This is a genomic window from Brucella sp. H1_1004, from assembly GCF_047308065.1.
Taxonomy (GTDB): domain Bacteria; phylum Pseudomonadota; class Alphaproteobacteria; order Rhizobiales; family Rhizobiaceae; genus Brucella; species Brucella pseudogrignonensis_B.
The window spans coordinates 237,888-264,606 of sequence record NZ_JAYKZA010000004.1 but is presented as its reverse complement, the minus strand read 5'-3'; the positions used below and the strand labels follow the sequence as shown (position 1 = coordinate 264,606).

Sequence of the window (26,719 nt, the reverse complement as noted above, 5' to 3'; positions counted from 1 at the left end):
AGCATGCGTTTAGGGGCAAAAACTTGTGGCGATTCATTAATTAAGGTTACACCGAAAGGGCTCTTAACCGCTTGAGCACAGGGGCATACCAGCGCCCGTCGCGGACAAGGCGAAATCCGAGATTATCAGGCGGCAAACCAACACTGCACCCCCCGGATTTTGGGTTACGGATAAACGAACTCATCGCTGCACGATGCTTGCCATTCACCACATAGACACCGCAAACCACGTTTTCGCTTGCTATCTTGCCATATGCATCAAGATTGACACGACGGTGACAAGTCGTGGTCCATTCCCACACATTGCCACCAATATCGGCTATACCAAGCTCGTTTTCACCGAAGCTGCCCACCGGACGGACCGCCGGATCGCGATCCTTTTTGCTTTCGCTCTGCTTTTCATAATCGCGCAACCAGCGCAGCGCTGGATTAACACTGCCATTGTCATCACCGCCTAGAGCATCATCGGCAAAACGCGACCCCGCAGCGAAAACCCATTGCTCGTCGGTCGGCAAATGCCACACTTCGCCCGTTCTGTCCGAAAGCCAGCGCGCGTAAGCCTCTGCATCATCATAGCTGATGCCAACAACCGGATGGGTCGATTGCGCGGCATTTGCCGCTTTAGACTGAGTATCGGCTGCAACACATGCACCATCGCTTACGCACTTGGCATAGTCTGCAACCGTAACCTGATATTTCATAATCTCGAATGCCCGGCCAAGCCTGCGTGTCGTCAACGGTGCATCGGTCGGATAATTGTTCTTCTGAAAATCGCCATCCGCGCGATAGGTCATGCTTCGTGCAGTAACCGTCACGGTTTGCGGGCGATTAATCTCGGATGCCTCAGCTTTAGCCCCGATCTGCCCCGCCGCATCGACCACGAAGAGCGCGCTAGCGACAGCAAGAAGGACAGCCGGAACAGCGACGCCAAGATCGCGCAGCTTTTTCTTTGCATTCTGTTTCATGATGTTCACACGATCAGTTACAGGATCAGTCGTCCGGGAGACGAGCCTCCAGTGCTCTCATGTCCCCCGAACTATTGGCTGTCATGTCAGGCTTACATGCCCGATGGTGCCAGTATTGACGTCATCAGATCGTCGTTCCATTCACCCGTTACTTTGAAGTGAGCAGCAGCACCCAATTCAAAAGCCTCGATCAGGTTATGGTTCACATAGGCATAAATGCCCGGTTGCTGGAAGGTATAGAAGGCTGCTGCCGCTGCACCACCTGGGATAAACCATGTTTCCTGATCAACATCCGGTGGCGTGTTAAACTTGCCGGTTGCCCAGACATAGTCCCCATGTCCACCAATCAGGTGCGGACGCGTATCGCGGTTAGCCTGCGAATGGACGATCAGAACCTTTTCACCAACCTTAGCTGTCATGGCCTTATCGCCTGTCAGTGCACCTACACCGCCATTAAAGACGACATGGGTTGGTGTAAGAGTGCGCATGACTTTGACAACATCTTCATAAGAATCGCCGGGCGCGTCATACTTCTTGTAATTGCCCTCCTCGTCGCGCGGAACATAGAAATCCTGCTCACCGACATAATAGACCTTGTCATAAATCAGTGGATTGCCCTTGCCATCGTTCAGGCCTTCGCGTGGCAGCACCATGATTGCACCATTCATGCCCGATGTGACATGCCATGGAACCATTCCGGGAGGTGCGCAGTGGTAAACAAACACACCAGGCTTGGTTGCCTTAAACCGCAGAACCGTCTTTTCACCCGGGTTGATCTCTGTGAGCCCCCCACCACCCAACGCGCCGGTTGCCGCATGGAAATCAATATTGTGCATCAGTGTATTTGTTTCAGGATTGATGAGCGTCAGTTCAACATAGTCGTCCTGATGCACCACCATAAGCGGCCCCGGCACGGTGCCGTTGAATGTCATCGCATGAACTTCTGTGCCGGCATCATCGAGGATCATCTTTTTTTCCTCGATCACCATGGTGAATTCAACCACCTTGGGACCGCCGTTTGCAACCTGACTATGCGCATGCACGAAAGGAGGCTTAACCAGCTCAACCTTTTCGCGTGGAAGCGCTGCAATTTCTGCGGCACTTGCCTTTTTCAAGGTTCCTGTAGCCCAGGCTGAGCTTGTCGCCAAAACTGGTGCCAGTGCGCCTGCAAGAGCTGCTCCTGCCAAAATTGTACGACGATTAATATTGATGTGGTCACCCATCGATTCTCTCCTTCCGATAGGACCGAGCGCTCTGTTCGCTCTGTCACTATAGTTATAGGCCGATACCGCTGAGGCTCATTGTTTATGATCAACATCCGTTGATTATTCTAATAATAATTACCGTTATAAATCATATGGTTAAAATAAAAAATAATGATTTAACTTCGCCATTTGCGCCAGAACAAGTAAGGAGAGAAAAAATAACAATTAAGCACCCTGATTACGTTCACATGATATGCTTAACCCAGTCTAGAACAGTTCTTTACTGACAATTCCTTTCGTCTCCAAAACGATAAAAGCAGCCCTGAAAGGAGCTGCTTTTGTGAATTTAGGCGCTGAGATAGGCATCAGAAATCTGGCACCGCAAAACGGGCGCGTGCTTCGGGGATGGCCATATCTGGCGACCATGCCGGTTCATAGATCAGTTCAACGTCTGCATGAGAAACACCCGCCACTTCTTCAACGCAAGTCTGTACGGCTTGCGTCAGAAATCCGGCTGCGGGACAGCCACGCGTGGTTGTCGTCATTTTTACCGACACATCACCATTCGCATGCGCAGTGATCATATAGATCATGCCAAGATCAACGAGATTAATGCCGAGTTCAGGGTCCATCACAATGCGCAATGCATTGCGTACATCATCTTCCAGCCGGTGGAGTTGTTCACTTTGCATCATCGTTCCTCACGCTGTTCCGACGCGCACCATAATGCGATAAGCCTGACCTGTTTCGTCGAAATTCCCCACCCATTGGTGGCCGCGCTTTTCAAGTTCAGGAAACAGAAACAACGGCTCGCGATGCAAAAGTGCAAAAAGCACCTCGCCTGTCTGCATATTCTCGACTTCCGCAAGAATGCTGACCATCGGCTGTGGCGGATCCATATCCGAGCAATCAAGATATTGCGAAGGCTCCGGCCAGTCATCAGGCGAACCAGCATTATCGGAAATCTGCACAACTGGCGTGTCTTGTCCAATGGGTGCAAACAAAACCTGCCAATCGCCATCGCCAATTGCTTCCGCTTTGGCAGAGAACCCCTTGCGTTCCATGACTGCAAAGAGAGGTACCGGCTTAAATGGAGCAATTAAAATAAGGCTTTGTCCGGCAGCCAGTCCTTCGACAGCGCCCATAATTGCCTGAAACGGCTCGACGCCAGCTTTCAGGAGTGGGCCCACATCAAGCTCATGTGGAATCAATTCGTAGACTGACACTGTCATTTTCTCCCTCTCGAAACTGGCCCGCCAGCGTAAATCAGATGTGGAACCGTAATAACATTTGGAAGCTTCACGGCTTCCGGCACATCCATCAGTCGCCGCGCGCGAATGAAATGAGATGACAAAGCGAGAATTGCAACAAGATTAAACGCACAACCCACCCTGAATGCGAGCGTCTGCCCGGCGATGAGCGCGACAACGGCAATGGCAACACCTGTATAATACACCCAGAACCACCGCTTTGCCCGGCTTTCAACCACAATGTCCTGCACGCGCGGCGTCAGAATTTTCCCCATCACCGGACCATAGCATTCAAGCCATGTCAGGAACGGGACGATCTTGTATAGCTGTGCCAAACTTAGGCCGGTTAGCCAGCCAAATGTAAAAAGATAGACCAGCGCTGCAACAACCCCATCCGTGGTGCCGACCCAAGGCAGAGCAATTGCGACGGGCAGCGAAAGCAACATGGCGGCAAAGGCCGGAACAGATGCAGCACTATTCAACTCAATATTTTTACGTTTTCTCTGGCCATAAATCGAATGCACATCATGGACGTAGAGTCCGATACTGGTAACGCCCAGTGCCAGCGCCACCATGAGAGCAATATCAATTCGATCATAGCCCCCTGTTGTGAAAACCGTCACGAAAGCCAGTAAAGCAAGAGCGGCAACACCTGCTGCCAGGACCAGTTGCGTCGTCCGTTTTGCAGGCTCCGGCGCAAGCATAAACATGCTTAAAAGACGATAACTGACACCCATCGCTGTAAAGGTCATCCAACCGCCAAGCCCCAAAATGACATGGGTCGAAAGGCCTGACGAAACGATTTCCATCAAAAAAATCTGCTCAAGCATGCTCGACAACATGAGTGTGAAGAGGCTTCCCAGAACAACCACAACCAGCAAGCACACAAGACCGACGACGACAAAACGTGCTGGCAGCGTTAGAGGCCTTGCGATCCAGATTGTCTTACCAAGCATTATGATAATGATTGCAAAGCCTACTATTAGAAACAGCGCTGAGAGAGGCATCAGCCATAACGGAAGATCGATAATGCCTGCGAGAACCGCGAAGCTGGCGATTAGTCCGCAAAGGCCGGTCAGCAAAAACAGCAATGCCGGAAGCTCCGCACCGCTCAGTTGCAAAGGCTTTGCGACCAGCACAGGCACGAACTGCAACAATGCCCCGCACATCAACAATGAAAGCCAGCCAATCGCGATAATATGCACCACGATGAGTGTTTCCGGTGCCCGTAAATCATCAAACGGATAGCCGAAACCTCCCGCCATGAGTGCCATTCCTACACTCAGGAAAAACAGCGAGGCAGCGACATATGAGAGTGTCCATCGGGAAAGCGCGGCACCGAACATGGCAGGCCTTCATCAAAAAGCGGGATTAATGGTTACCACAAGTGCATTCTTGGCCATCGGCATGATCATGGGAATGGTTCTTTGGGCGACCAATTTCTACGCGCCACACCGGACCGCTTTCCTTATATTCCCACGAGAAGACACCCGGATCACGGTTTTCAAGCTGATAACGCAGCGGAACCGGATCATGATCGTTGACGATCTGCAACGTTTGGCCCGACTCCAGATCATCAATCATCGCGAAAATGGTCGCGTGACGAGAGATAGGCGGAATGGTGCGTACATCGGTAATATTGATCGTGGAAACAGGTTCGCTTGTCATCAGGGTCATCCATGGCCGTCGGCTATCGAAAGATGATGATGACAGCCCCGCATCATCATGAAACCAATTCTAAACTGGATGATGCGGGGGCGATTTGTTTCATCTCAAACAAGATAAAAAATAAGACTATTGGAACTCTAGCCCGCAAGCATGCGGTAAATTGCAGGAAGAGCTGCCGGAAGCTTGGACAATTTTGCAATCAGAGAATAGCCGCCATGCCCAAAAAGTGCGGGCAGATAAGCATTGGCTTCGCGATCCACAGTCACGGCAAAGACATTAATCCCTTGGGTCCGCGCTTCACTGACCGCCCTCCGTGTATCCTCCAAAGCAAAGCGACCCTCATAATGATCAACATCGTTGGGCTTGCCATCGGTCAACAAAAGCAACAGCTTCTTACGATTATGCTGTTCGCTGAGCTTGGCAGTTGCGTGGCGCATCGCAGCACCCATACGCGTATAGAAGCCGGGTTTTAGCGCCGCAATCCGGTGTTCAACCGTCTTGCTAAATGGCTCATCGAAATCCTTCACCGTTTCAACCCGCACCCATGCGCGACGACGCGAAGTAAATGTCAGGATCGAACAGCGGTCGCCACAAGCGGCAATGCCGTTGGCCAGCACGAGCAGCGCTTCTTTCTCCACATCCAGCACTCGCCGGTTATCAACCCATGCATCGGTTGATAGCGAAACATCTACAAGAATAGTCACCGCCAGATCGTTCGCCTGCGGACGGCTCATCAGATGCACGCGCTCGCTGCCCTGCCCGCCTGCCGCAAAATCACAGCGCGAGCGGACAACCGCGTCAAGATCAAGATCGTTGCCGTCGAGCTGCGCACGCATCATCTCACGACCGGGTCGCAAAATCTCAAACTGACGCCGCACTTTTCGCACTAGACTTCGCGCCTCATCATCGAGTTCGAGTGCCTCATCGCGGTCCTGCACTGGTGCTGCCAATACACTGCAATGATCCTGAAGATAGGTTGCCTTGCGATAATCCCATTCAGGATAGGTAAGTTTTGCGTCCAGCAAACTATGAGCCACCGCCTCCGGCGGCAGATCAAGATCAAACCGAAAGCGCGCTGCGGGTTTGCCCTTACGTTCGCCCAGTGTCAGATCATCAAGTTCATCAGCGGATTTTGCACTCTGCTCGTCGCTGTCATCCGAAGGCCTATCGACGCTGACCATTTCAGCCATCGCCAAAATTTTCTCAAACCGATTGAGAATGAAAGGACTTCGATCCGTTTGACGACTATCCTGCTTTTCACGCTGTGCAATCTGCCGCCCTGTCTCAACACCTTGCGCGTTGGAATTGCGCACGGGCTCGTCTGCATCTGAACGTGATGCGGTTTCGTCACGTCGGATCAGACCCGGCCAGAGCGGCACTGGCAGGATCGGCAAATAGCCCGCTGGTGCACGATGCGGAACAATCGCCGCAAAGCTGAAATCCGGCAGCCCTGCCCCTTCTTTTAGCAATGACAGAACGCGCTGTTCAACAAGCAGTTCAAGCTGGTTTAACGGCCGCTTTGGTCGTGCGGCAAGTACGGCATCGCAAAGCCGCGCATACCGATCCTGTAATCCAGGAAATAACATGCAGGTTTTAAGCGTCGTCTCTGTCGCTATATCAAGCGATGCCAGATCGCGGCGTAACGGATCATCTGGTATTGCAGTCAAATCCATCGGCATGACCGCCATGTAACCTGCCAGCCAAACATATAGATCGTAATTGAGCCTTTGATCAGGAAACAGCGCTATTTCAGGCGGCAACATCAGCGTTGCTTCATCACGCAAAGGATGGTTGAGTTTCTCCTCACCCAAAGCCATGCGCTGTCGCAATCCTAGCCTATGCCCGGAAGTTCGCGCCCGCGCAGGCGCAATCTGAACAGCAATATCGCCGCCAAAACCACGGAAGCAAATCGCAAGTCTTTGGCGAATATCAGCAAGCTTTACCGCCTGATCAGGATATTGCGGCCATGACCCGGTTTTGCCGATAAGGCGATGCCAAGCCCGACCAACGGTTTCCTCAAGCTCCAGAAAATCCAGCATAATATGCCCGCCTATTTCAGCATTGCATCAGCAATTTCCAGAAGAGCTGCCTTCACATCCGGCTCGTCGGTGAGCGGTTCGATCATGGCCGCACGCGCTGCTTCTCGTTGTGACATCCCCGCATCGATCAGTGAAGCGCAATAAACCAGCAGACGCGTTGAAACGCCTTCTTCGAGATCATGTCCTTTCAGACCGCGCAGACGATGGGCAAGAGCAACAAGCGGCGCGACGGACTTCGCATCAAGGCCGCTTTCTTCGCTCACCACTGCAATTTCCTGCTCTTTCGGCAGGAAGTCGAATTCAATGGCCACAAAACGCTGACGCGTGCTTGGCTTGAGTGATTTGAGCAAGTTCTGGTAGCCGGGATTATAAGAAACAACGAGCATGAAGCGGTCCGGTGCTTCAAGCAGTTCGCCGGTGCGTTCCAGCGGCAGAACACGGCGGTCGTCGGTCAGCGGATGCAGAACCACAGTAACATCTTTGCGTGCCTCGACAATCTCATCGAGATAGCAAATGCCGCCCTCGCGTACTGTCCGTGTCAATGGTCCATCCACCCAATGGGTGTCGCCGCCTTTCAGCAGATAACGTCCCGTAAGATCGGCCGCCGCCAGATCGTCATGGCAGGAAACCGTTGAAAGTGGCAGGCCAAGCTTTGCCGCCATGTGGCTGACAAAACGGGTTTTGCCGCAACCTGTCGGGCCTTTTAAAAGCAGCGGCAGCTTTCGCTTCCACGCCATTTCAAACAAGGCGCATTCATTGCCAGACGGGCTATAAGCGGGAATGGAAGCGTCAATTGTTTCAACGCTTTTCAAAACGGAATTAATTGTGCTGGTCATGGCCGTCTTCCTATTTGTTAAATGAAGAAGCCCCGCCGGACGACGGGGCTTTTAGCATTGATTATTCAGCAGGCTGTACGAAACCAGTTACGTTTTCGCGGCGTTCCTTGCCCGGAACCAACACGGCCCAGATGAACATGAAGACCGAAATCACCACGACAACGCCAGAACCAAGACGCATCCAGTAGAAGATCGCGAGTTGATCCTGCACAACCATGAAATTTTCGCCCAGCACGCGTTGCAGATGGGTCTGCACCACGCCGGCAAATGTGAGCGCAAAGGTCATGACCGACATCGCTGTACACATGGCCCAGAAGCTCACCATCGAGAGCATCTGATTATAAGGCGCACGTCCACGAATTTCCGGGATCGCATAGGCCATAACTGCAAGGTTGAGCATCACATAGGCACCGAAGAAAGCGAGGTGGCCGTGTGCTGCGGTGAGCTGTGTGCCGTGCGTGTAATAGTTGACCGAGGACAGTGTATGCATGAAGCCCCATACGCCTGCACCGAAGAATGCCATCACCGAACAACCGATCGACCACAGAAGTGCCGCACGGTTTGGATGTTTGCGACCGGCTTTCCACGTCATCACGAAGGTGAAGATTACCATGGTGAAGAAAGGGGCGACTTCCAGCGTCGAGAACAAAGAACCAATCCACTGCCAATAGCCCGGTGCGCCAATCCAGTAATAGTGGTGGCCAGTACCAAGAATGCCGGAAAACAGGGCCAAACCGACAATGACATAGAGCCACTTTTCAACAACTTCGCGGTCGATACCATTGAGCTTAATCATCAGGAAGGCGAGGATCGAAGCCATGATCAATTCCCACACGCCTTCAACCCAAAGATGGATCACATACCACCAGTAAAGCTTGTCGATGGCGAGATTGACCGGATTATAGAAGGCGAAGAGGAAGAACAGCGACAGACCCCAAAGACCAAACAGCAGAATATTGGTGACTGTCGTTTTGCGGCCTTTCAAGGCGGTCAGAGTGATGTTGAACATAAACATCAGACAGACGACAAGAATACCAACTTTGATGATAAAGGGCTGTTCAAGAAACTCACGGCCCTCGTGGATTTTAAACAGATAACCCACAACCGCGACACCGGCTGCCACAAAGAACATCCAGAACTGGATGACGGCAAGCTTTGTGCTGTAAAGCTCAGTTTCTGTTTCTTCCGGCAAAAGATAATAGGTCGAACCCATAAACCCCATCAGCAGCCAGACGATCAGCGCATTGGTATGGATCATGCGCACAATATTGAACGGCAGAAGCTCGGAGAGCGTGTTAGGGAGCACATAGATCAAACCGGCGACAACGCCGAACGCGACCTGCGCAACAAACAAGGCGAGTGCTCCATAAAAATAGAGCATCGCAACCTTTTGGCTTTCATATTTCATATCATAAAACTCCGTTCATCCGCGCCTCAGCCTGCGTCATTCGGTGGCCAGTTCTGCGTCTTGATGCGGCTTGTCCATTCAAGGAAATCAGCCAGATCGTTGAGTTCCTGCTCAGTGAGGTTGAACTGCGGCATCTGGCGGCGTCCCTCGATGCCGGTCGGCTGCGCTTGCATCCACGCTTTCATAGTGTCGCGTGCGCCCTCAGGATCGTCTTCCCCGCCATAGCGTTTCCAGACATTGCCAAGCTCAGGGGCGAAGTAAGCGCCCTCACCCAGCAGCGTGTGACAATTGATGCAGGAATTCTTTTCCCAGACGTGCTTGCCCCGTATGACCCCTTCAGTCAGTGTAGATTCATCCGTGGATGTTGTTTTCATGTAGTAATGGCTGTGCGCCGTCAGTCCCACGAAGATCGCGAAAAAGAAAATGGAACCGCCATAGAAGACGTTTCGGGCGCCGGTCTTGGTTAGGCGTTCTGCCATCCCCTTCGTCCTTTCTCATTGGCCTAAGGCATAGCCTCGGCATTCAGAGCCGTTTCGCTCTGAATATTTATTTTAACGCGCATCTTTTTCCGAAAACCGTTTCACACTTTTCGGGATGCGCTCTAATCCCCATCAATGGTTTGGCTGGTGAATCCCCTCTCCAGCATCGCGGGACAGCACTGTTCTATCGGGAGGTGAAAAGCCGTCTTTGCGATTTGGCAAAGACCACAACAGTTGCTTAAAGGAAGAGCCGCACTGCGACAGAACGCGCGAGTGCAAGCATTAGCAGAATTGCTGGCCAAGCCAGTAAAGCAGGTTTCAAAGCGCCTCTGGTACCGCGCATTTCCATGAAATCAAGCACGACGAACCAGCCTTTTGCAAAAGCAAGAACCAGCACAACGACGATCGCTGCAAGCACACCGTGACTGAAACTCGCAACCAGCGCGCCACTCAGGGCAAGTGCCAGCAAAATGATGATCGTGCGGTTAAGCGAAGTGTGTTTGTGGATTATCACTTTATTGCCTCATGCAAGATAGAGAACCGGGAACATCACCAGCCAGACGAGATCAATCGCGTGCCAGAGCGTGGTAATGAGCAGGACATTGGATGGAGACGGTCGCCATGCGACAAGCGCCAGAATGACGGAACCGAACAACACATGCATGAGGTGAAAGCCGGTCAGCAGAAAATAAAGTTCAAAGAAAGAACCGGCGGCTTCATCACCCGCGAACCCAATTTCATGCGAATATTCGACGAGCTTCACAGCCACGAAAACAACGCCGAAACATGCGGCGTATAAAAGCGGACGCCGGACCCTGTCAGTATCATGACGCCTGCGAACAGCAATCGCTGCCTGCCAGCCACTCATCAGCAAAACGACCGTATTGGTCGCTGCCAGCCCGGGACTGAGATGTGAGCGCAATTGCGCAACACCTTCAATGTTGATGATCGACATCACCATGAACGCAATCAGTAAAATTGCAAAAGTGATGAGCTCACTCCAGACGAGTATCCAAAGGAGGAAATTATCCTGCCCTACATCATCTGAAATCTTTGCCGCAAAGGACGCTTCTTCTATTCTAAGCATGGCCATGCCTAGCGCGCAGCGCACACGCCTTCTTTGCGTTTTGGCAAAGAAAAATCGGCACTGCGGATGCATTGTGCGTTTTCAAAACAAAGGAATGTTTCAATGACAGAAGCACAGTTTGGGCTGTTGATAGCAACGCCCGTCATCATAGGCTTTTCGCTGGTGCTTTACCGGATGGGTGCTTTGCAGGGGGCTGGCACACTCTCAGCCGTTGCAGCGTCCATTGTCATCGCCGTCATTCTTTTTCTGGGCCAGTGATCATGGAGAAAACCTCTCAACTCCACGCGTCCGATGTGAGTCATCTTGAAGCGCATCATGGCGATTTGCTTAATCTGTGCCTGCAATTGGAAGAAACAGCGGAAGAGCTGGAAAGCAATTGCTCACCGCAAGATTATTTAAGGCTGGCGGCTTTCATTCCACAGCTTGTCGGCGAGACCCATGCGCTGGAAGAAAAAGTGCTTTTCCCTGATTTTAGTCAGCAAGCTAATTCTCATTTTGCGGGCGTTATCATCGAACGTCTGAAGGCCGAGCACCGCTGTGATCGGCTGGCGGCTGATGAACTTGCACAGACTCTGACAGCGATTGCAGAAGGCAAAAGCACGCGCGCTCCTGAGACAGTGTCGTATATGATCCGTGGATTTCTTGAGAGCCTTCGCCGTCACATTCTGTCGGAAAAGCTGATGATTGAAGCGCTGCTCGCAGCCAAATCCGAACAACGCGAAGTATTTGGCTGATATTGATTATCAGCCAAGCTGGTTATCACCGCTTTGCAACACGCGTATTGCGGGCCAATAGCTCTTGAGCCACAACAGAAATGCAGCCCCCCATAAAACTGCTGTCGGCGCATAAGGTGAACCCGGCAACTCCGGCATAAAGCTCATATCCGGCAAAACACGGAAAAAATCAGCTGCAGTCAGAAGGAAAATCGCAAGCTTGGCCGCGCGTGGCAGACCAAGCGTCTGATGCGTATGCAGCAGACCCGCGATACAGAAGACCGCAAGAACACCAAGCCCCAGACCACCCATCAGCGCCACATGCAGGCCTGCAAGTTCGGGAACAGGTGCGCCAAGCTTCGCAGCTCCACTCAGTAACAAGCCAATACCTGCCAAAGCGGAAGAACCAGCAAGTGCTACGATTTCAGCACGCAAGGCCTCTTTGCCGATAAAGGCTTCGCCCACACGGTCGATAAAAGCAGCACCCGCTGCAATCAGCAGATAGCCGCATGTTTCAGGTGAAAAGCCAAACAGATCGACCACGACTGCAACCACGATCAGTCCCGGTGCCAGATTAAGTCTGCCGGGATGCGGGCGAAAGGGGGCAATGCTACGCGTTGGATCCAGCACCAGATTGGTAATCGGCACCGTAATGCGTGCCAGCGCAATGCCAAGAAGCCCGAGAAACACCAGTCCGGCGATGCGCAGCATCTGGCCTGCCAGTTCAATATTCTCGACAAGGAAACCGTATCGCACCTGCGCCTCGCAAAACGTCAGCGCTACGATCCAGCCGATGAACGCCAGCAGCCGGTCAGTGCGCCGCACAATGGTGAGCTTGAGCATGTAGGCAATAAGAAAGCCAAGCCATGCAAGGTCGCATAATGCACCAATAAGCCCAAGGCTGTCAGCCCCCAGAAAACCAACCAAACGCCCCGTCAACCAGAGGGCTGCGAGCACGAGAAGCGGCCTGCCCTGCAAGCGTTTCGTGTCGGTCCATTCAGGAACTACCGTGGTAATAAAGCCCATGAGTGCAGCGCCAAAGGCGCCGAAAATCATCTCATGTGCATGCCAAAGCGCTGGCGGCGTGGAACGCACAAGCGGCAGATCAAGGCCAAAAAACAGTACCCATTGAAATGGCCAGAGTGCTGCGTAAAGTGCTGCAAGCGGGAAAAAAAGTCGGAAGCCTTCATCCGTCAATATGTCTATTAATGGCTGTGCTGGCCGCTCTGTGATGGCAGTCATGGCCGCCTCCGCTCATCAACATCGTCAATATGACGGAAAATCGGATCGTGTTTGAGAAAATCCTGCACAGTCGCAAACACGTCTTCGTCCGAACGCTGGCCCGGCAACAGCCGTAGCCTACGCTCGCCCGCAATACCGTTGCCATCGCTGTTGAGCACGACAATCCGGTGCGCAATACGAGCTGCTTCCATGAGATCATGGGTTACGAATATCGCGGCAAAGCGGGTCGTCCGCCCCGCATCGATGATAATATCCTGCATTCGGCGTTTGAGTGCGACATCGAGCGCGGTAAACGGCTCGTCGCATAACAGGAAATCCGGCTCAATGACCAGCGCACGGGCAATGGCGACACGCTGCTGCATCCCGCCCGATAGTTCGGACGGATATTTATCAAGATCAGTAAGCTCAAAAGCCACGCGGTTTGCCGCACGCTTCACTGCCTCATCACGATCACGCCGCTTCATGCCTGCGATACGCAGCGGATAGGCAATATTGTCATTCGCCGTTGCCCATGGCAGCAGGCGCGGCTCCTGAAAGATTATGCCGTGCCGGCTATAGTGGCGTCTGATCCGCCCATAGCGCTGATCGACAATACCAGCCGCAATATGGATAAGCGTACTTTTACCGCAGCCTGACGGTCCGACCAGCGCGACTATCTCAGCCGCTTCTAAATCGAGACTGATATGATCGAGCACGGTGCGCCCGAAATATGCATGTCCGATACGATCAAGTTCCAGCACTGTCATCACAACCACCTCAACGCTTGACGCCCCATGGCTGCGCAGCAATACGCCAGCGTTCAAATTCGGCACGAACTGGATGGATCAACCCGTATTCAATCACGATCAGCGCCGTTACAGCGATCAGTACCCAGGCAAGCGAACCGGCAATATCGAGATTGGCACGATTGCGCGCCAGTTCACCGCCAATGCCGCCGACATTGGCGAGCAGTTCTGCCATGACCGCCACCTTGAAGGCCGAGCCGAGGGATACGGCGAGCGCAGGAAACAGATAGGCCGAAACATGGCGCAAACTAAGTGTCGTCAACCGCTTTAAGCCGCTTGCACCAAAGGCACGCGCCATATCGTCAAGCTTACGATCACGCGTTATGATGCCTTCGGCAACGGAAACAAAAATGAGCGGCGATGAGGATACGAGAATGGTCATGGCAACAGTTCCGTCCGTTGAGCCAAACCAGATCATGGCAAGCACGATCCACGCTATAGGCGGAACCCCGAGCAACACGGTGACGAGCGGCTTTGCCAGCCGCAGAACTGCCGGAAAATAACCGGCAGCCAGACCAAGACTGGCACCAAAAACCGATGCGAAAGCAAAGCCTTTCAGCGCGCGACGTGTCGTGAGGAAGGTGAGTTCCCATGCATGATGATCGCCCAGCAATGCGATTGCAGCGTGAAACGTTGCTAAAGGTGATGGCAGGATAAAATCGCCATAGGTCTCATGACCGACCTGCCAGAGTGCTGCCAGCAACATTAATGCTGCAAGGCCCGACCATGCGGACCAGAGAAAGCGTCCTGTCCTCCCTACCCTGTCAGCCCAGCTCGTCATACTATTTCCAATTAAAGGTAGAAGCCGTCATCCGGCAATTTACCGGCGATGATAGCAGGATCATTCGATGCAAGGGTTTCAAGCATCGTTTCAATTGCAGGCCGCGCCTTGCTGGCGCGCGTCGCCGTAAGGCGCGACGTTGCGATGGATGCAGCGAGAACCGGTTCGGGGAAATCAAGCGATTGCGCTGCAATGCCCGCAGCCTTTGCAGGCTCAGCATTCACGCGCTGCGCAGCCGCTTCCAGAGCACTCTGCAAACGATCCGCTAAGTCGGGATGCTCTGTCAGGAGCTTATCCGTCAGCACCAATCCTGCTTGCGGCAGAATTGGTGCTTTCCCCGTCACCTCGCCCCAGAGCTTTTGTACGTCGATGGTGCGACTGATATTTTTGCCTGCGGCTTTACCAAGCATGGTGGCAGCAGAAACGGCGGGCTCAGGCGCTAGAACTGCATCGACCTTACCTGTCAGCAGCATCTGCATTGCCTCAACCGGCGACGACGTGTTCTCAAGAGAAACATCTGTCTCCGGTGACAATCCGTAATGAGCAAGCAAGCGCTTTAGAACAAGGTCAGGCATATCATTTCTGAATGGCACAGCCAGCCGTTTGCCCTTGAGCGCAGGAATAGTGTTGAGCGCTGCATCGTCTGAAACAATATAGATCAAACCATCAGTCATCGTGTTGAGAAGCTTGAGCTTCATCCCGCGATTATAGAGATTTGCCGCGACCTGAACCGGCAGAACCACCGCCGACATTGTGCCAGAAGTGAGGCCTGCGCGCATTTCATCAGGGCTGCGCCAGACTTTGAAACTGGTCTTGTTAGCAAGGCCATTGAGTTCGCCTGATGCCAGCGCCTCAGCCAGAATGATCGATGGCCCGGCCGGTGGGCCATAGATCACCAGCTCTTCCAGTGTATCGGCGTGCGCTGCGCCGAAGCCGCCCATAAGCTGTGAAACCAGCAAGCCTGTCGGAATGGCAGCAAGACTGGTCAGCAGAGCACGTCTGTTCAAGGGCGCGGTCATGACAGCCCTTAGCGTTTCACTCATTGTCCACTCCAATGGGTTCAGATTTTTCCCATCATTATAACTGTGGTTGGCGCCCCTCTTTGATTTGGATCAAAGAAGAGAAATTCCCTCATGTTTATTTGCCGCCTATCATTAGGAGCGCGGGGCGCTCGCAATTGCAGGGGAATATTCATGCGGATTGAACAGAGCACCTCAAAGCCAGGAGGCTTTCACCAACGGAGTATGCTGCAACTTCTGACATCGACCGGATTAATACTGTTCGGTGCATGCGGCTTTGCTCTGGCGCAATCAGCATTACCCGGATCATCAATTGTGCTTGATCCGATCATCATCGGTGCCGACGATAACGCAGCCTTGAAAAAGCGCTTCGATGCAATGCCGGGCGGTGTTGCACTTGTCGAACAAAGTGATCGGGTCGTGACCGCAAACGAGACCGTATCGCGTGCATTGCGTTCTGTTCCGGGTGTGGTTGTGCAGAACTTCTTTGGCGGCAACGACCAGCCGCGCATTCAGATCCGTGGTTCCGGCCTGCAACAAAATCCGGTCGAGCGTGGCATTCTAATGCTTCAGGACGGTTTGCCGCTTAATCGTGCAGACGGATCTTACGCGGTCGGATTTGCAAACCCCAGCCTTGCGGAAACGATAGAAGTCTATCGCGGCTATATGGCCAATCGGCTTGGCGCGACTGTACTGGGTGGCGCACTCAATTTCGTATCGCCCACAGGCGCGCAATATCAGGGCATGCAGGGAACCGTCAGCGGCGGCTCATTTGGACAGGTCGGCGTTTCCGGCAAAGCAGGCTTTCAGACCGGCACGATGGATGGGCTGTTTCAGGCCGATTACACACGTCGCGACGGTTTTCGTGATTATAACCAATCCGAACGCGTGAGCGTTGGCGGCAATGTCGGCTTTGAGGTGAACGATAATATCAAGACCCGCTTCTTCTGGGGCTATACCGATCTTGGCTTTGATGTGTCCGGGCCTCTCACCAAAAGCCAACTCGAATCCGATCCACGTCAGGTTCACACCGGTCCGACAGTCATACCGGGCGGCGCGATCAATGCCGGCCCAAATGTTCTGCGTGACAGGCCACGGCGCGATGCAAAACAACTCCTGATCGGTTCACGCACCACAGCCGAATTCGACGCGCATCTTTTTGATTTCGCGATGGGTTACACCTATACGGACGACACATTCCGCTTCCCGATTTCCGCGGGGATCCGCGAAACCAAGGGTGGCGATTTCACCGGTGTTGTCCGTTACGCATATAGACACGACGATGCAGCGCCCCTGCCTCTTTTTGAAACGACTGCGCAATATTCCATCGGTTCCACAGACCGCAATTATTACATCAATCAATCCGGCACACAGGGCGCGCAGTTTGGTGAAAACGATCTCGATGCCAGCACACTCTCGCTTCATGCTGGCTTCAACGTTCCGCTCAACGATACAATTACCGTCTTTCCAGCACTGTCCTACGCCTACGCAACGCGCAAGAATGACGACACTTACAGCCTTTCAACACGGCCAACCATTGCCTACAATCCCGCCAATCCAACGGTACGTTTGCCCAACGGTGCAGTTCCAACAAACAATAACAGCTACGACCGCAATTATCAGGGCTGGAGCCCAAGCCTTGGCGTGAGCTACAAGCCTGATGACACCAACACATTCTTTGCCGCCGTCAGCCGCAGCTTTGAACCGCCAACACATGACGATCTTCTGGCAACCATCAATGGTACGCCCAACAGCAGTGCCGGACGGCCAAACCCCGGAGCACCGTTTGCGGTAGCCGATGCTTTACGCGCACCCGATCTTGATGCACAGACCGCAACAACGATCGAAGCAGGCTGGCGCTCCGAAATGGGGCTGTTTGCATGGGATGTGACGAGTTATTATTCATGGGTCAACAATGAGTTGTTGAGCTTGCGCGACGTTACAGGCGCCTCACTGGGCGCGATCAATGCCGACGATACACGACATTTTGGTATCGAGCTTGGATTGGCAGCACAGATCACTGATCGAATTTCCGGTCGGGTCGCCTATACCTATCAGGACTTCCGCTTCCATGATGATCCGCTTCGCGGTGACAACCGACTTGCCGGTGCCCCTCGCCAGATCATCAACACGGTGCTCAATTACGAAGTTAACGACCGCTGGACTTTGCAGGGTGCCGTTCAATGGGTGCCTGAAAAAACGCCCGTCGATAATATGAACACGCTCTATTCCGATCCCTATGCCGTGGTTGATCTGCGTACAGAGGTGAAAATCAGCGATAACCTTCTGTTCTTCGGCGAAGTCACCAATGTCTTTGACGAAAAATATGCAAGCTCAACGCTGATTGTTGATCAGGCTCGGCCCGATCAGGCTGCGTTTCTGCCCGGCGATGGACGCGGGTTCTTTGTGGGCCTTAAAGCTAAATATTAATCGAATGAATGCGCCCTTTTGCAACTAACTACATGCAAGAGGGCGCATAATACTATTTATTTAACACCTCGGGTCTGATAGCGCTCTCTTAAATTCCCAACAGCTTGTTGCATTGTTGATCATGATGCAGTCCAAGTGCCTGGAGTAAGAGATGGCTGCCGATACAATGCTGAAAAATATGGTGCGTGCCCTTCCTGTTTTTGCAGGTATGGAACCGCCAGCTTTCGATAAGCTGCTCGAGCAAGCCACACACAGATCAGTTCCGCAAGGCCGCACGGTTTTCCAGCAGGGCGAACAGGCCAAGCTGTTCTATATTCTGGTGCATGGTCGTTTGAAAGTAACCCAGGTCACTGCTGACGGACAGCAACTCATCGTTCGGGTGGTCAATCCCGGCGATCTGTTTGGCTTTGCGCTTGCGCTGGGACGCAAGGATTATCCCGGCACGCCTCTTGCACTGGTCGATAGCAGCGTCCTTGCATGGCCGATGGAGCTAATGACCGAATTTATGGCACGTCACCCGACGCTAGCCGTGAAGACCATGCAGATGATCGGTAGTCGTCTCGACGCTGCCCATTCGCGTATTCGCGAAATTTCCACACAGGAAGTCGAGCAGCGCGTTGCTCATGCGATCATCCGGCTTGCTGATGAAGCGGGTGTAAAAGAAGATAGCGGTATCCGCATCGATTTTCCCGTCTCGCGGCAGGACATTGCAGAATTGACCGGAACTACTTTGCACACAGTTTCGCGCATCATCAGCCAATGGCAGGGCAAAGGCTGGGTCGAAGGTGGCCGAAAATCCCTGATCGTGCGTGATCTGAGGCGCCTCAAGCACATTGCTGAAAGCGATATGTGAGTCTTATTCTCCACTATTTAAATCTATTTGATCTCAATCAAAGATATGAGTCTCGAGCCGTTCTAAATCTACATCAGCCTGGCGAATGGGCATCGTTGTGAAGTCGTCCAAGCCAGCTATGGAGATCAAACAGATGCGTAAATTTGCAATTTCGTTCGCCGCGGCAACTCTCAGCCTAATGATGGTGGCCCCCGTCATGGCTGAAAATATCGAAGTCCACATGCTTAATAAGGGCGCAGAAGGCGCAATGGTTTTCGAGCCTTCTTATATCAAGGCAAATCCCGGCGACACGATAACATTCATCCCTACTGATAAGGGGCACAATGTTGAGTCGATCAAAGGAATGATCCCAGAAGGCGTTGATGCTTTCAAAAGCAAAGTCAACGAAAATTACGTACTGACCGTCACAGAACCCGGCGCTTATTTCGTCAAATGCACACCGCATTATGCAATGGGTATGGTTGCACTGCTCGTTGTTGGCGACAATCCAGCAAATCTTGAAGGGATCGTTGCAGCCAAGAAGCCAAAGCCTGTGCAGGCAAGACTAGAGAAGGCAATTGCCAGCGCTCAGTAACAGACGGCTCTAAATTGCAGAAAACCGGTCAGGTGACGAGGATATTATGGCAATACAGGAAGGTCTGCTTGCTGCCCCCGCAGCTAAGCCCTCCGAACGGCGCGGCGCGATAGCGCGCGGTTTCAAAAAAACCGGACCGGCAATTTTTAGTTATGGCTTCCGCCCATTTTTTCTGGGCGGGGCCATCTGGGCAGTTCTGGCAATGCTGCTCTGGATATTTTCACTGACGCTTGGCCTGTCTGTCGGTGGTGCCTATGGTGCACTCAACTGGCACGCCCATGAAATGGTCTTCGGCTTTTCTTCTGCTGTTCTTGCAGGCTTTCTGCTAACAGCGGTTCCCAACTGGACTGGAAGGCTGCCAGTTTCCGGCATGCCGCTTGCAATCCTTTTTGGTGCATGGCTTCTCGGTCGTCTGGTATTTCTCAATCCCGAAATCACAAACCTGTATCTGGCTGTTGGGATCGAAAGCCTGTTTCTGCCAATGCTGCTTTTCATTTGCGCGCGCGAAATCATCGCCGGACATCAATGGAAAAACCTTAAAGTTTTGATCGCTGTGGGCGTTGTTACGTTCGCCAACATCGCATTTCACTATCTAGCTCTGAGCGGTGGTAACGTTGCAATGGCAAACCGTATCGGCGTCAGTGCCTATGTGTTGTTAATCATGCTGATCGGCGGACGCATTATTCCAAGTTTCACACGAAACTGGCTCAACAAGACCGGATCAACGCTGTTTCCAGTTCCATTCAACCGCTATGACGGATTGTGCATTTTGGTGGGCGTTGCAGCCTCTCTTTCATGGGTCACAATACCTGAATCAACGCTGACTGCAGTTCTCGCAATCATAACGGCGATACTTCACACAATCCGTCTTTATCGCTGGCGCGGCTGGACAGTCGCGCGCGAAAAGCTTCTGCTTGTGCTGCATGTTGCCTACGCTTTCGTACCAGCAGGTTATATTGCCATTGCATGCGCGGCGCTTGGGAAGCTCAACCCCTTTTCAGCGCTTCATGTCATGACGGTTGGGGTTATCGGCTGCATGATGCTTGCAGTAATGACGCGTGCCACACGCGGTCATACAGGCAGACCGCTGACAGCAACGCTAACAACACAAATTGCCTATCTGTGCGTCATTCTCGCAGCCATTATCAGGCCTTTTGCTGAAATGATGCCAAACTTCTTCCATACATTTCTTGCGGGTTCCGCACTGCTATGGATGCTGGGATTTGGTCTCTATGTCCTCGAATACGGACCTATGCTCACGCGCAAACGAAAAGCTTGAGCAGAAAACCCAGTCAACGAACGATTGTTTTGAAAGGCTGCCGCGTCAACATCATCAGACTCGGCGCATAAACTTGAGAATGATCAAGATCAGCTATGACCTGTGGTCTGCTCGTTCCTTACAATTGCAGCTTGTCAATGACTATACGCTATGGAGCTAATCTTTGCAGCTTAAACATTATGGCGGCACTGCACCTTCGCATCAAGCACATTTGCGTTCTGATCAATTGGGTAAGATGACCATCAATCCAAACATTTTACGCAGGTGGAGATTGGAATGAGACGACTTTTGCAAATGGATACGTGCTTATTAATGTGCCTCAAATATCAAAATTAAAGTATGGAATAATCAGTGTGAAAGAACAAGAAATATTCAATAAAATAGTACTGTCTCCAATTCAGAGCAGTTTAAAATTTATGAGCCGCGGAGCAGATTTAGATTTCCAGTCAATAACCCTTACAGCTTTATCTCTCCATTATTTTGTCAGTGGGCCAGAATGAAAAAGGTATTCGAGCAAGTCGTCACCGCACGGCGCGGCTGATGCGTGAAAATGGTCATAAGGCCCGGCAGAAGACACGCTTCAAACGCACGACCGACAGCAATCATGGTAAGCCCGTCGCTCCCAATCTTCTGGATCAGGACTTCACTTGTGACGGACGGGACCAGAAATAACCGATCAACGCCATTGGCGAATAAATTGACGGCGTCTCAAATCCTGTGCGCAGGCATTCTGCACAAGGATATAAATCACCGATCCAGTTCGAGAAAATGAACCGTAAATTAGTGACAGAACCTCTCCATTAAATAAGGGCAAGTCCAATTCTGGAGATGGGCGTATAATCTCACCCTCAAGTCATGCAGTACAGCCTGTCCGATACGTGAACTTAGAACCACCTGCCATGCGCCGATTATGGCTGACACGAGCGCGACAAGGATCATACCTGCCACAAGCAAGCTCAACAGTTTAAGGTCATTTCGGGGCAATGCGTCATCGATAATCGCACGCAAAAGAAAAGGCCCTGCCAATCCGGTTGCCGATGCGATCAACATCAGCACAATAACAGTCGCGATCCTTTTCCGGTAAGGCCTGAAGAGTGCTAACACACGCCGCAATGAGACGTGCTGCGCGGCAAGACTATCATAATCGTCTGGGTTTTGAGGCGCTGGAGACATTGGTTCTCTCAATTCGAAGCCGTGGTTTCTCGGATCGGAATGCGGATTTCGATCCCAAAGCCGGAGTTTTTAAGGGGGAGAATACGGGCGTCCCCTCCATGTGCCTGTGCAATCGCTTTCACAATTGATAGGCCGAGTCCGGATCCGCCCCTGCCCCGTCCCCTTGAATCGTCAGCGCGCCAGAAGCGTTCGAAAGCCCGTAATCGGCTTTCCTCGGAGAGGCCTGGCCCCGTGTCGCCACAGCGGAAAAAAACGTATTCGCCTGCGACGCCGGTCTCGACGGACACTGTGCTTTGCGGTGCGTAACGGCAACAATTCTCAAGCAAGGCTATGAAAGCCTGCCGCACACGCCAACGGTCAGCGACTGTAACTGCTTGGCCAAGCGCGGACACCGTTTTTATCCCAGATTTTTCGAACTGATCTTCCAGCGATGCAAGAACGCTCTCAGCCTCTGTCGCTAAGTCAAATTGGGTGCACTGCAGGTCAAGTTTGCCAGCGTTACCAAGTGCGAGTGTGCGCAATTCCTCGACAATTGCCGACAGGTCGTCAACATGCCCGATAAGGCGTGCATAGGATTCACTACTGGGTGAAAAGGCTCCATCCAGCAGACCTTGCAGGCGCCCGCGAAGTATCGTCAGCGGTGTCCGCAACTCATGCGCGATCGCTGAATTGGAATATTGCAACTCAGCCTCAGCACGCTGCAATCGCTCCGCCATTTGGTTGAAGTCATTAACCAAATCCCTTGCCTCGCCGAAGTTTTCGTGTCGTAAACTGGCGCGTGCAGAGAAATCACCATTTGCAATCTTGCGCGCCGCATTCGCAACCGACTTCAACGGGTCGACAATCCGCTTTGCAAGAACCCATCCAAGCACTGAAGCTGTCGATATACCCACTCCTAAGAGAAGGCCCAGAGTTATGATATCGCCCGTCCGAAGCACGTCATCATTGGTGAAATCGGGATAAAGCCATTCATAAATGAAAAAAAAGTAAGCCGTCAGCCCGAAGTAAACCACAGCGAACGCCAACAGCGTAAGCATTATCATCGCACGCACAATCAATGAGTTTAAGTTTTTACCCATTTGTATTGTCCAAGCGGTATCCAACGCCGCGCACTCCAGTAAGCAATCCATCAGCTCCGGCGGCAGCTAACTTGCGGCGTAAATTGCTCACATGGCTATCCACAGTCCGGTCGAGCGCTTCACCTTCGGGCAGACACGCATCAACCAACTCCGAGCGCTCAAAAACCTTCCCCAGACTTGCAGCCATATAGGATAGAATACGGAACTCTGTCTTTGTTAACTCAAGCGTGAGAGGACCTGTGTCCCTTTCAACCGTGACACGATACGCCTGTAAGTCCACGGTTACCGGCCCCACGCGCAACAAACGTTCAGTCGGCGCGCCCATACTTCTTCGCAAGACGGCTTTCACACGCGCTACGACCTCAAGCGGATTAAAAGGCTTAACAACGTAGTCATCGGCTCCGATACGTAAAGCTTGCAGCTTATCCAAGTCTTCGGCCAACGCGGTCACCATAATGACTGGCGTATTGCCGCGGCGGCGGATTGCAGCCAAAACCTCATAGCCGTCCTGTCCTGGCAATTTAATATCGAGGACCACGAGATCAGGGCGAAGACGAAGATGATGCCCTAACCCGACAGTTCCGTCACCTGCCGTGACAACGCGAAACCCCTCGCGAGACAGATACGTCTCGATGATTTCAGCAATTTCGGGCTCATCCTCAACAATAAGAATTAAAGCATTGTTCATGGTTATATACCATCTCTGAAACGTTTTCGACGGGCGTTTATTTAAGGTACCGACTGGGTTCGGCGGACGGGTGTTATTTTCTTACTCTGATTAGTCGGCTGATTGTTACATATAACAAGGGTACAAAGAAAACAGCCAAGACGGTTGCGGATAACATTCCTCCAAAAACCCCTGTTCCTATTGCATTCTGAATTTCAGAACCGGCCCCGCGCGCGATCATGAGTGGCACGACCCCCAAGATAAAGGCCAGTGAAGTCATCAGAATTGGCCGGAATCTCAATCGTGATGCCTTAAGCACTGCTCTGTTGAGGCTTTGCCCCTCGTTGCGCAGATGGCGAGCATATTCAATCAACAAAATGGCGTTCTTTGCAGAAAGTCCGATTATCGTAATGACGCCGACCTTGAAAAACACATCATTTTCCATGCCCCGCGCCAGCACAGCAAGCACAGCCCCGAGCACGCCAAGCGGCACAACCAACATAACGGCCAGCGGGATTGTCCAGCTTTCGTAAAGTGCGGCCAAGACCAGAAATACCACGAGCATCGATGCGGCTAAAAGAATTGGCGTCTGGGTTGCGGATTGTCTTTCCTGTAGCGATTGCCCCGTCCACGCAACTGCAAATTCTGACGGTAACTGTTTTGCCAATCGCTCCATCTCGGACATTGCCACTCCACTCGAAACGCCCGGCGCAGCTGAACCTGAAAGACGAGCAGCGGGGTAGCCGTTATAGCGCGCCAATTGAAGCGGCGTCGTTTGCCAGACGGGCTGGACAAACTCCGACAGGGGAACCATTGCGCCATCAATATTGCGCACTTCAAGACGAAGCACATCATCGATATGCATACGATGCTGTGCATCGGCTTGCACGACTACCTGTTGAAGGCGGCCGTCTTTCGGAAAATCGTTGACATAAGTTGACCCGATTGCTGTCGAAATCATCTCGCTCACGGTTGAAAAAGAAACACCAAGAGCCAGCGCCTTCTGGCGATCAATATTCAACGCAATACTCTGCCCATCTGGAAGCCCATCCGTCATCACGCCCGTGAGCAATTTGCTCTTGGAGGCGAGCCTTATCAACTCGCTCTCGGCCGCTTTCAGTGCTGTTGGCCCGGCATTACCCCTATCCTCCAAGCGAAGGGAGAAACCAGATGTTGTTCCCAGCGATTCAATTGCCGGTGGTTTCATTATCATCGCAGTTCCCTCCGGAATATTCGCCATCGCCGCTTGCGCCGCCGCGATCTCTTCGTTCACCGTTGTCTTACGATCACTCCAATCCTTAAGACTGGTAAACGCCTGAGCAGCATTCGGACCAGAGCCGGAAAATCCGAAACCTTGAATAACGATGCTCTCCGTAATATCAGCACGCGATGCCGTGTGTTTTTCATATTTTGCAATAATCTCCCGCGTGCGCTCTGCTGTGGCACCAGCCGGCAGCTCGAACATTGCCATGAAATTTCCCTGATCTTCTTCAGGCACGAACGACGTCGGCAGTTGAGAGTAACCAACGCCCAGTACTCCCAAGAGCAAAATGTAAACCAACAATATCCGAACACCACGCCGTAAAATCCAGCCGATAGCGCCGGTATAGCGTGCACTTAAACGGTCAAACATGGTATTAAACCACGAAAAGAAACGGACTTCTGCGTGGGGGCCGACAGGTTTGAGGATAGTAGCGCACAAAGCAGGTGTAAGGGTAAGTGCGAGGAAGGCTGAGAACAGGATCGACACTGCCATCGACATTGTGAATTGGCGGTAGATTGCTCCTACAGAACCATCGGACAATCCCATAGGGATAAAGACGGCGACCAAAACCAATGTGATCCCGACGATAGCGCCCGAAATTTCGCGCATTGCTTTGCGAGTAGCCTCCCTCGGCGAGAGCCCCTCCCTTGCCATGATCCGTTCTACGTTTTCAACGACGACAATGGCGTCGTCAACAATGATACCTATTGCCAAAACCATGCCAAACATGGTCAAAACATTGATCGTGTAACCGGCAATCAGCATCACCGCGAATGTGCCAAGCAGCGCGATCGGCGCGACAATTGTTGGGATCAATGTGTACCGCAACTTCTGCAGAAACAGCAGTATCACGAGGAACACCAGAACCATCGCCTCTACAAGAGTCTGCACCACCTTCAAAATCGACACTTTCACGAAGGGCGCGGTATTGTAGGAAATTGAGACTGAGAGATCACTCGGCATTGTAGCCTGCAGTTCACCTAACCGCTTTTCGATCGCCGCCGCAGTGCTGACGGCATTGGCACCCGGCGACATTTGTATCGCCGCTGCAGCAGCAGGCTTGCTGTTACTGCTGACGCTGAAGGCAAAAGTCTGCGCGCCAAGTTCCACACGTGCAACATCGGACAACAGCAGCCGCGCGCCATCTGTGTGGGTTTTCAATGGTATTTCTGCAAACGCCTCGGGTGAGTTCAACTGTCCATGCACAATCAGTGGCGTTGAAACTTTGATCCCCGGAATGGTCGGTTCGTCCCCAACCCTGCCCGGCGAAACTTGAGCATTTTCGCGGGCAATCGCGCTCGTCACGTCGGACATACTCAGGTTATAGGCAGCCAGTTTCGTCGGGTTAACCCAAACACGCATTGCACGTTCGGAACCAAATTGTTGGGTACGTCCAACGCCGGGAACGCGTTTGAGCTCCTCGGCGATGTTACGCGTCAGGTAGTCACCAAGGCTCAGCTCGTCTGTCTCACCGCTGCGTGACTTGAGCGCAATGACCATAAGGAAGCCCGACTCTGACGCTTCCACATTTATTCCGTTACGGCGAACGACTTCTGGAAGACGAGGCTCGGAATTTTTCAACCTGTTTTGAACATCCACTTGCGCGAGTTCGGGGTCCGTTCCAGGTTTGAACGTCACCGTGATATTCGCAGCACCTGTCGAGTCGACAGTCGATTCATAATATAAAACGTTTTTGACGCTTGAGAGTTCCTTTTCGATAGGAGCAACCACACTATCATTGACCGTTTGAACAGAAGCTCCAGTATATGTTGTGAAAATACTGATACTCGGCGGTGCGATAACAGGATAACGTGAAACCGGCAGTTGTGGGATCGCAACAACACCAGCCAATGCAATGAATATGGCAATCACCCAGGCAAACACCGGGCGATTGATGAAGAATTGTGGCATGGTAATCTGGCCT

The 26,719-nt window shown here is 52.4% G+C and carries 26 protein-coding genes and 1 pseudogene; 7 read left to right on the top strand and 20 right to left on the bottom strand.

Features of this window, described 5'->3' with window-relative positions; translation table 11 throughout:
• Positions 1-46 precede the first annotated feature (46 nt).
• The 12 genes from U2P60_RS20080 to U2P60_RS20025 form a co-directional block, all read right to left on the bottom strand.
• Complete coding sequence (locus U2P60_RS20080; protein ID WP_413574353.1) at positions 47-967, bottom strand: SUMF1/EgtB/PvdO family nonheme iron enzyme; 921 nt, start codon at positions 965-967, stop codon at positions 47-49.
• Between the two features lie 89 nt (positions 968-1,056).
• Positions 1,057-2,187, bottom strand: a complete 1,131-nt coding sequence (gene nirK, locus U2P60_RS20075) for a copper-containing nitrite reductase (RefSeq protein ID WP_413574155.1) — start codon at positions 2,185-2,187, stop codon at positions 1,057-1,059.
• A gap of 347 nt (positions 2,188-2,534) precedes the next feature.
• A complete protein-coding gene (locus U2P60_RS20070; RefSeq protein ID WP_313830667.1) occupies positions 2,535-2,861 on the bottom strand; it encodes a metal-sulfur cluster assembly factor in 327 nt (108 codons plus the stop codon).
• A 9-nt stretch (positions 2,862-2,870) separates the two neighbouring features.
• Entirely contained in the window at positions 2,871-3,395 is a 525-nt protein-coding gene (locus U2P60_RS20065; protein WP_413574352.1) for a DUF2249 domain-containing protein, read from the bottom strand.
• Positions 3,396-3,397: 2 nt separating this feature from the next.
• Positions 3,398-4,765: a hypothetical protein gene (locus U2P60_RS20060; RefSeq protein WP_413574153.1), complete on the bottom strand. Its 1,368-nt coding sequence runs from the start codon at positions 4,763-4,765 to the stop codon at positions 3,398-3,400.
• A 25-nt stretch (positions 4,766-4,790) separates the two neighbouring features.
• The gene (locus U2P60_RS20055) at positions 4,791-5,087 is read right to left on the bottom strand and encodes a DUF2249 domain-containing protein (RefSeq protein ID WP_413574152.1); all 297 of its coding nucleotides are present in this window, start codon (positions 5,085-5,087) and stop codon (positions 4,791-4,793) included.
• Positions 5,088-5,224: 137 nt separating this feature from the next.
• The gene (locus U2P60_RS20050; protein WP_413574151.1) at positions 5,225-7,126 is read right to left on the bottom strand and encodes a nitric oxide reductase activation protein NorD; all 1,902 of its coding nucleotides are present in this window, start codon (positions 7,124-7,126) and stop codon (positions 5,225-5,227) included.
• Positions 7,127-7,137: 11 nt separating this feature from the next.
• Positions 7,138-7,950, bottom strand: coding sequence for a CbbQ/NirQ/NorQ/GpvN family protein (locus tag U2P60_RS20045; protein WP_413574351.1), 813 nt, complete (start codon positions 7,948-7,950; stop codon positions 7,138-7,140).
• 73 nt (positions 7,951-8,023) lie between these two features.
• Positions 8,024-9,370 carry a cbb3-type cytochrome c oxidase subunit I gene (locus tag U2P60_RS20040; protein ID WP_250040509.1) on the bottom strand — a complete coding sequence of 449 codons (1,347 nt, stop codon included), beginning with the start codon at positions 9,368-9,370 and terminating at the stop codon, positions 8,024-8,026.
• A 26-nt stretch (positions 9,371-9,396) separates the two neighbouring features.
• On the bottom strand, positions 9,397-9,849 hold the full coding sequence (locus tag U2P60_RS20035) for a c-type cytochrome (RefSeq protein WP_273729140.1): 453 nt from the start codon (positions 9,847-9,849) through the stop codon (positions 9,397-9,399).
• A gap of 238 nt (positions 9,850-10,087) precedes the next feature.
• A complete protein-coding gene (locus tag U2P60_RS20030) occupies positions 10,088-10,363 on the bottom strand; it encodes a cytochrome C oxidase subunit IV family protein (RefSeq protein ID WP_413574148.1) in 276 nt (91 codons plus the stop codon).
• A 9-nt stretch (positions 10,364-10,372) separates the two neighbouring features.
• Entirely contained in the window at positions 10,373-10,936 is a 564-nt protein-coding gene (locus U2P60_RS20025) for a cytochrome c oxidase subunit 3 (protein ID WP_313830168.1), read from the bottom strand.
• Positions 10,937-11,038: 102 nt separating this feature from the next.
• On the opposite strand from U2P60_RS20025, the gene U2P60_RS20020 reads away from it, so the two are divergent.
• A complete protein-coding gene (locus U2P60_RS20020; RefSeq protein ID WP_250040501.1) occupies positions 11,039-11,194 on the top strand; it encodes a hypothetical protein in 156 nt (51 codons plus the stop codon).
• Positions 11,195-11,196: 2 nt separating this feature from the next.
• Positions 11,197-11,670, top strand: coding sequence for a hemerythrin domain-containing protein (locus tag U2P60_RS20015; RefSeq protein ID WP_273729145.1), 474 nt, complete (start codon positions 11,197-11,199; stop codon positions 11,668-11,670).
• A 9-nt stretch (positions 11,671-11,679) separates the two neighbouring features.
• On the opposite strand, the gene U2P60_RS20010 is transcribed toward U2P60_RS20015, so the two are convergent.
• From U2P60_RS20010 to U2P60_RS19995, 4 genes are read right to left on the bottom strand one after another with little or no spacing between them, the layout of a single operon-like run.
• On the bottom strand, positions 11,680-12,891 hold the full coding sequence (locus tag U2P60_RS20010; protein WP_413574146.1) for an NnrS family protein: 1,212 nt from the start codon (positions 12,889-12,891) through the stop codon (positions 11,680-11,682).
• Positions 12,888-13,637 (bottom strand): ABC transporter ATP-binding protein, encoded by a 750-nt coding sequence (locus tag U2P60_RS20005; protein ID WP_413574145.1) that lies wholly within the window; start codon positions 13,635-13,637, stop codon positions 12,888-12,890. Before U2P60_RS20005 ends, U2P60_RS20010 begins: the two co-directional genes overlap by 4 nt.
• A gap of 10 nt (positions 13,638-13,647) precedes the next feature.
• Positions 13,648-14,457, bottom strand: coding sequence for an ABC transporter permease (locus U2P60_RS20000; protein WP_313830163.1), 810 nt, complete (start codon positions 14,455-14,457; stop codon positions 13,648-13,650).
• 11 nt (positions 14,458-14,468) lie between these two features.
• Positions 14,469-15,500 (bottom strand): ABC transporter substrate-binding protein, encoded by a 1,032-nt coding sequence (locus U2P60_RS19995; RefSeq protein ID WP_413574144.1) that lies wholly within the window; start codon positions 15,498-15,500, stop codon positions 14,469-14,471.
• Between the two features lie 201 nt (positions 15,501-15,701).
• Between U2P60_RS19995 and U2P60_RS19990 the strand changes: the two genes are divergently transcribed.
• From U2P60_RS19990 to U2P60_RS19970, 5 genes and pseudogenes are all read left to right on the top strand, one after another.
• Positions 15,702-17,906, top strand: coding sequence for a TonB-dependent receptor family protein (locus tag U2P60_RS19990; RefSeq protein WP_413574142.1), 2,205 nt, complete (start codon positions 15,702-15,704; stop codon positions 17,904-17,906).
• A 151-nt stretch (positions 17,907-18,057) separates the two neighbouring features.
• Positions 18,058-18,759, top strand: coding sequence for a Crp/Fnr family transcriptional regulator (locus U2P60_RS19985; RefSeq protein WP_273729150.1), 702 nt, complete (start codon positions 18,058-18,060; stop codon positions 18,757-18,759).
• Between the two features lie 133 nt (positions 18,760-18,892).
• Complete coding sequence (locus U2P60_RS19980) at positions 18,893-19,333, top strand: pseudoazurin (protein WP_024899698.1); 441 nt, start codon at positions 18,893-18,895, stop codon at positions 19,331-19,333.
• Between the two features lie 46 nt (positions 19,334-19,379).
• On the top strand, positions 19,380-20,612 hold the full coding sequence (locus tag U2P60_RS19975) for an NnrS family protein (RefSeq protein WP_413574139.1): 1,233 nt from the start codon (positions 19,380-19,382) through the stop codon (positions 20,610-20,612).
• Positions 20,613-21,110: 498 nt separating this feature from the next.
• Positions 21,111-21,281, top strand: a pseudogene (locus tag U2P60_RS19970) (IS3 family transposase); the annotation flags it as partial.
• A 111-nt stretch (positions 21,282-21,392) separates the two neighbouring features.
• Here U2P60_RS19970 and U2P60_RS19965 read toward each other — a convergent pair.
• The 4 genes from U2P60_RS19965 to U2P60_RS19950 all read right to left on the bottom strand — a co-directional run bounded on the left by U2P60_RS19965 (position 21,393) and on the right by U2P60_RS19950 (position 26,706).
• Entirely contained in the window at positions 21,393-21,785 is a 393-nt protein-coding gene (locus U2P60_RS19965; protein ID WP_413574137.1) for an ABC transporter transmembrane domain-containing protein, read from the bottom strand.
• Positions 21,786-21,793: 8 nt separating this feature from the next.
• Positions 21,794-22,915 carry an ATP-binding protein gene (locus U2P60_RS19960; RefSeq protein WP_413574135.1) on the bottom strand — a complete coding sequence of 374 codons (1,122 nt, stop codon included), beginning with the start codon at positions 22,913-22,915 and terminating at the stop codon, positions 21,794-21,796.
• Complete coding sequence (locus U2P60_RS19955) at positions 22,857-23,552, bottom strand: response regulator (RefSeq protein ID WP_413574133.1); 696 nt, start codon at positions 23,550-23,552, stop codon at positions 22,857-22,859. Before U2P60_RS19955 ends, U2P60_RS19960 begins: the two co-directional genes overlap by 59 nt.
• 73 nt (positions 23,553-23,625) lie before the next feature.
• Positions 23,626-26,706 (bottom strand): multidrug efflux RND transporter permease subunit, encoded by a 3,081-nt coding sequence (locus U2P60_RS19950; protein WP_413574132.1) that lies wholly within the window; start codon positions 26,704-26,706, stop codon positions 23,626-23,628.
• Between the last annotated feature and the right edge of the window lie 13 nt (positions 26,707-26,719).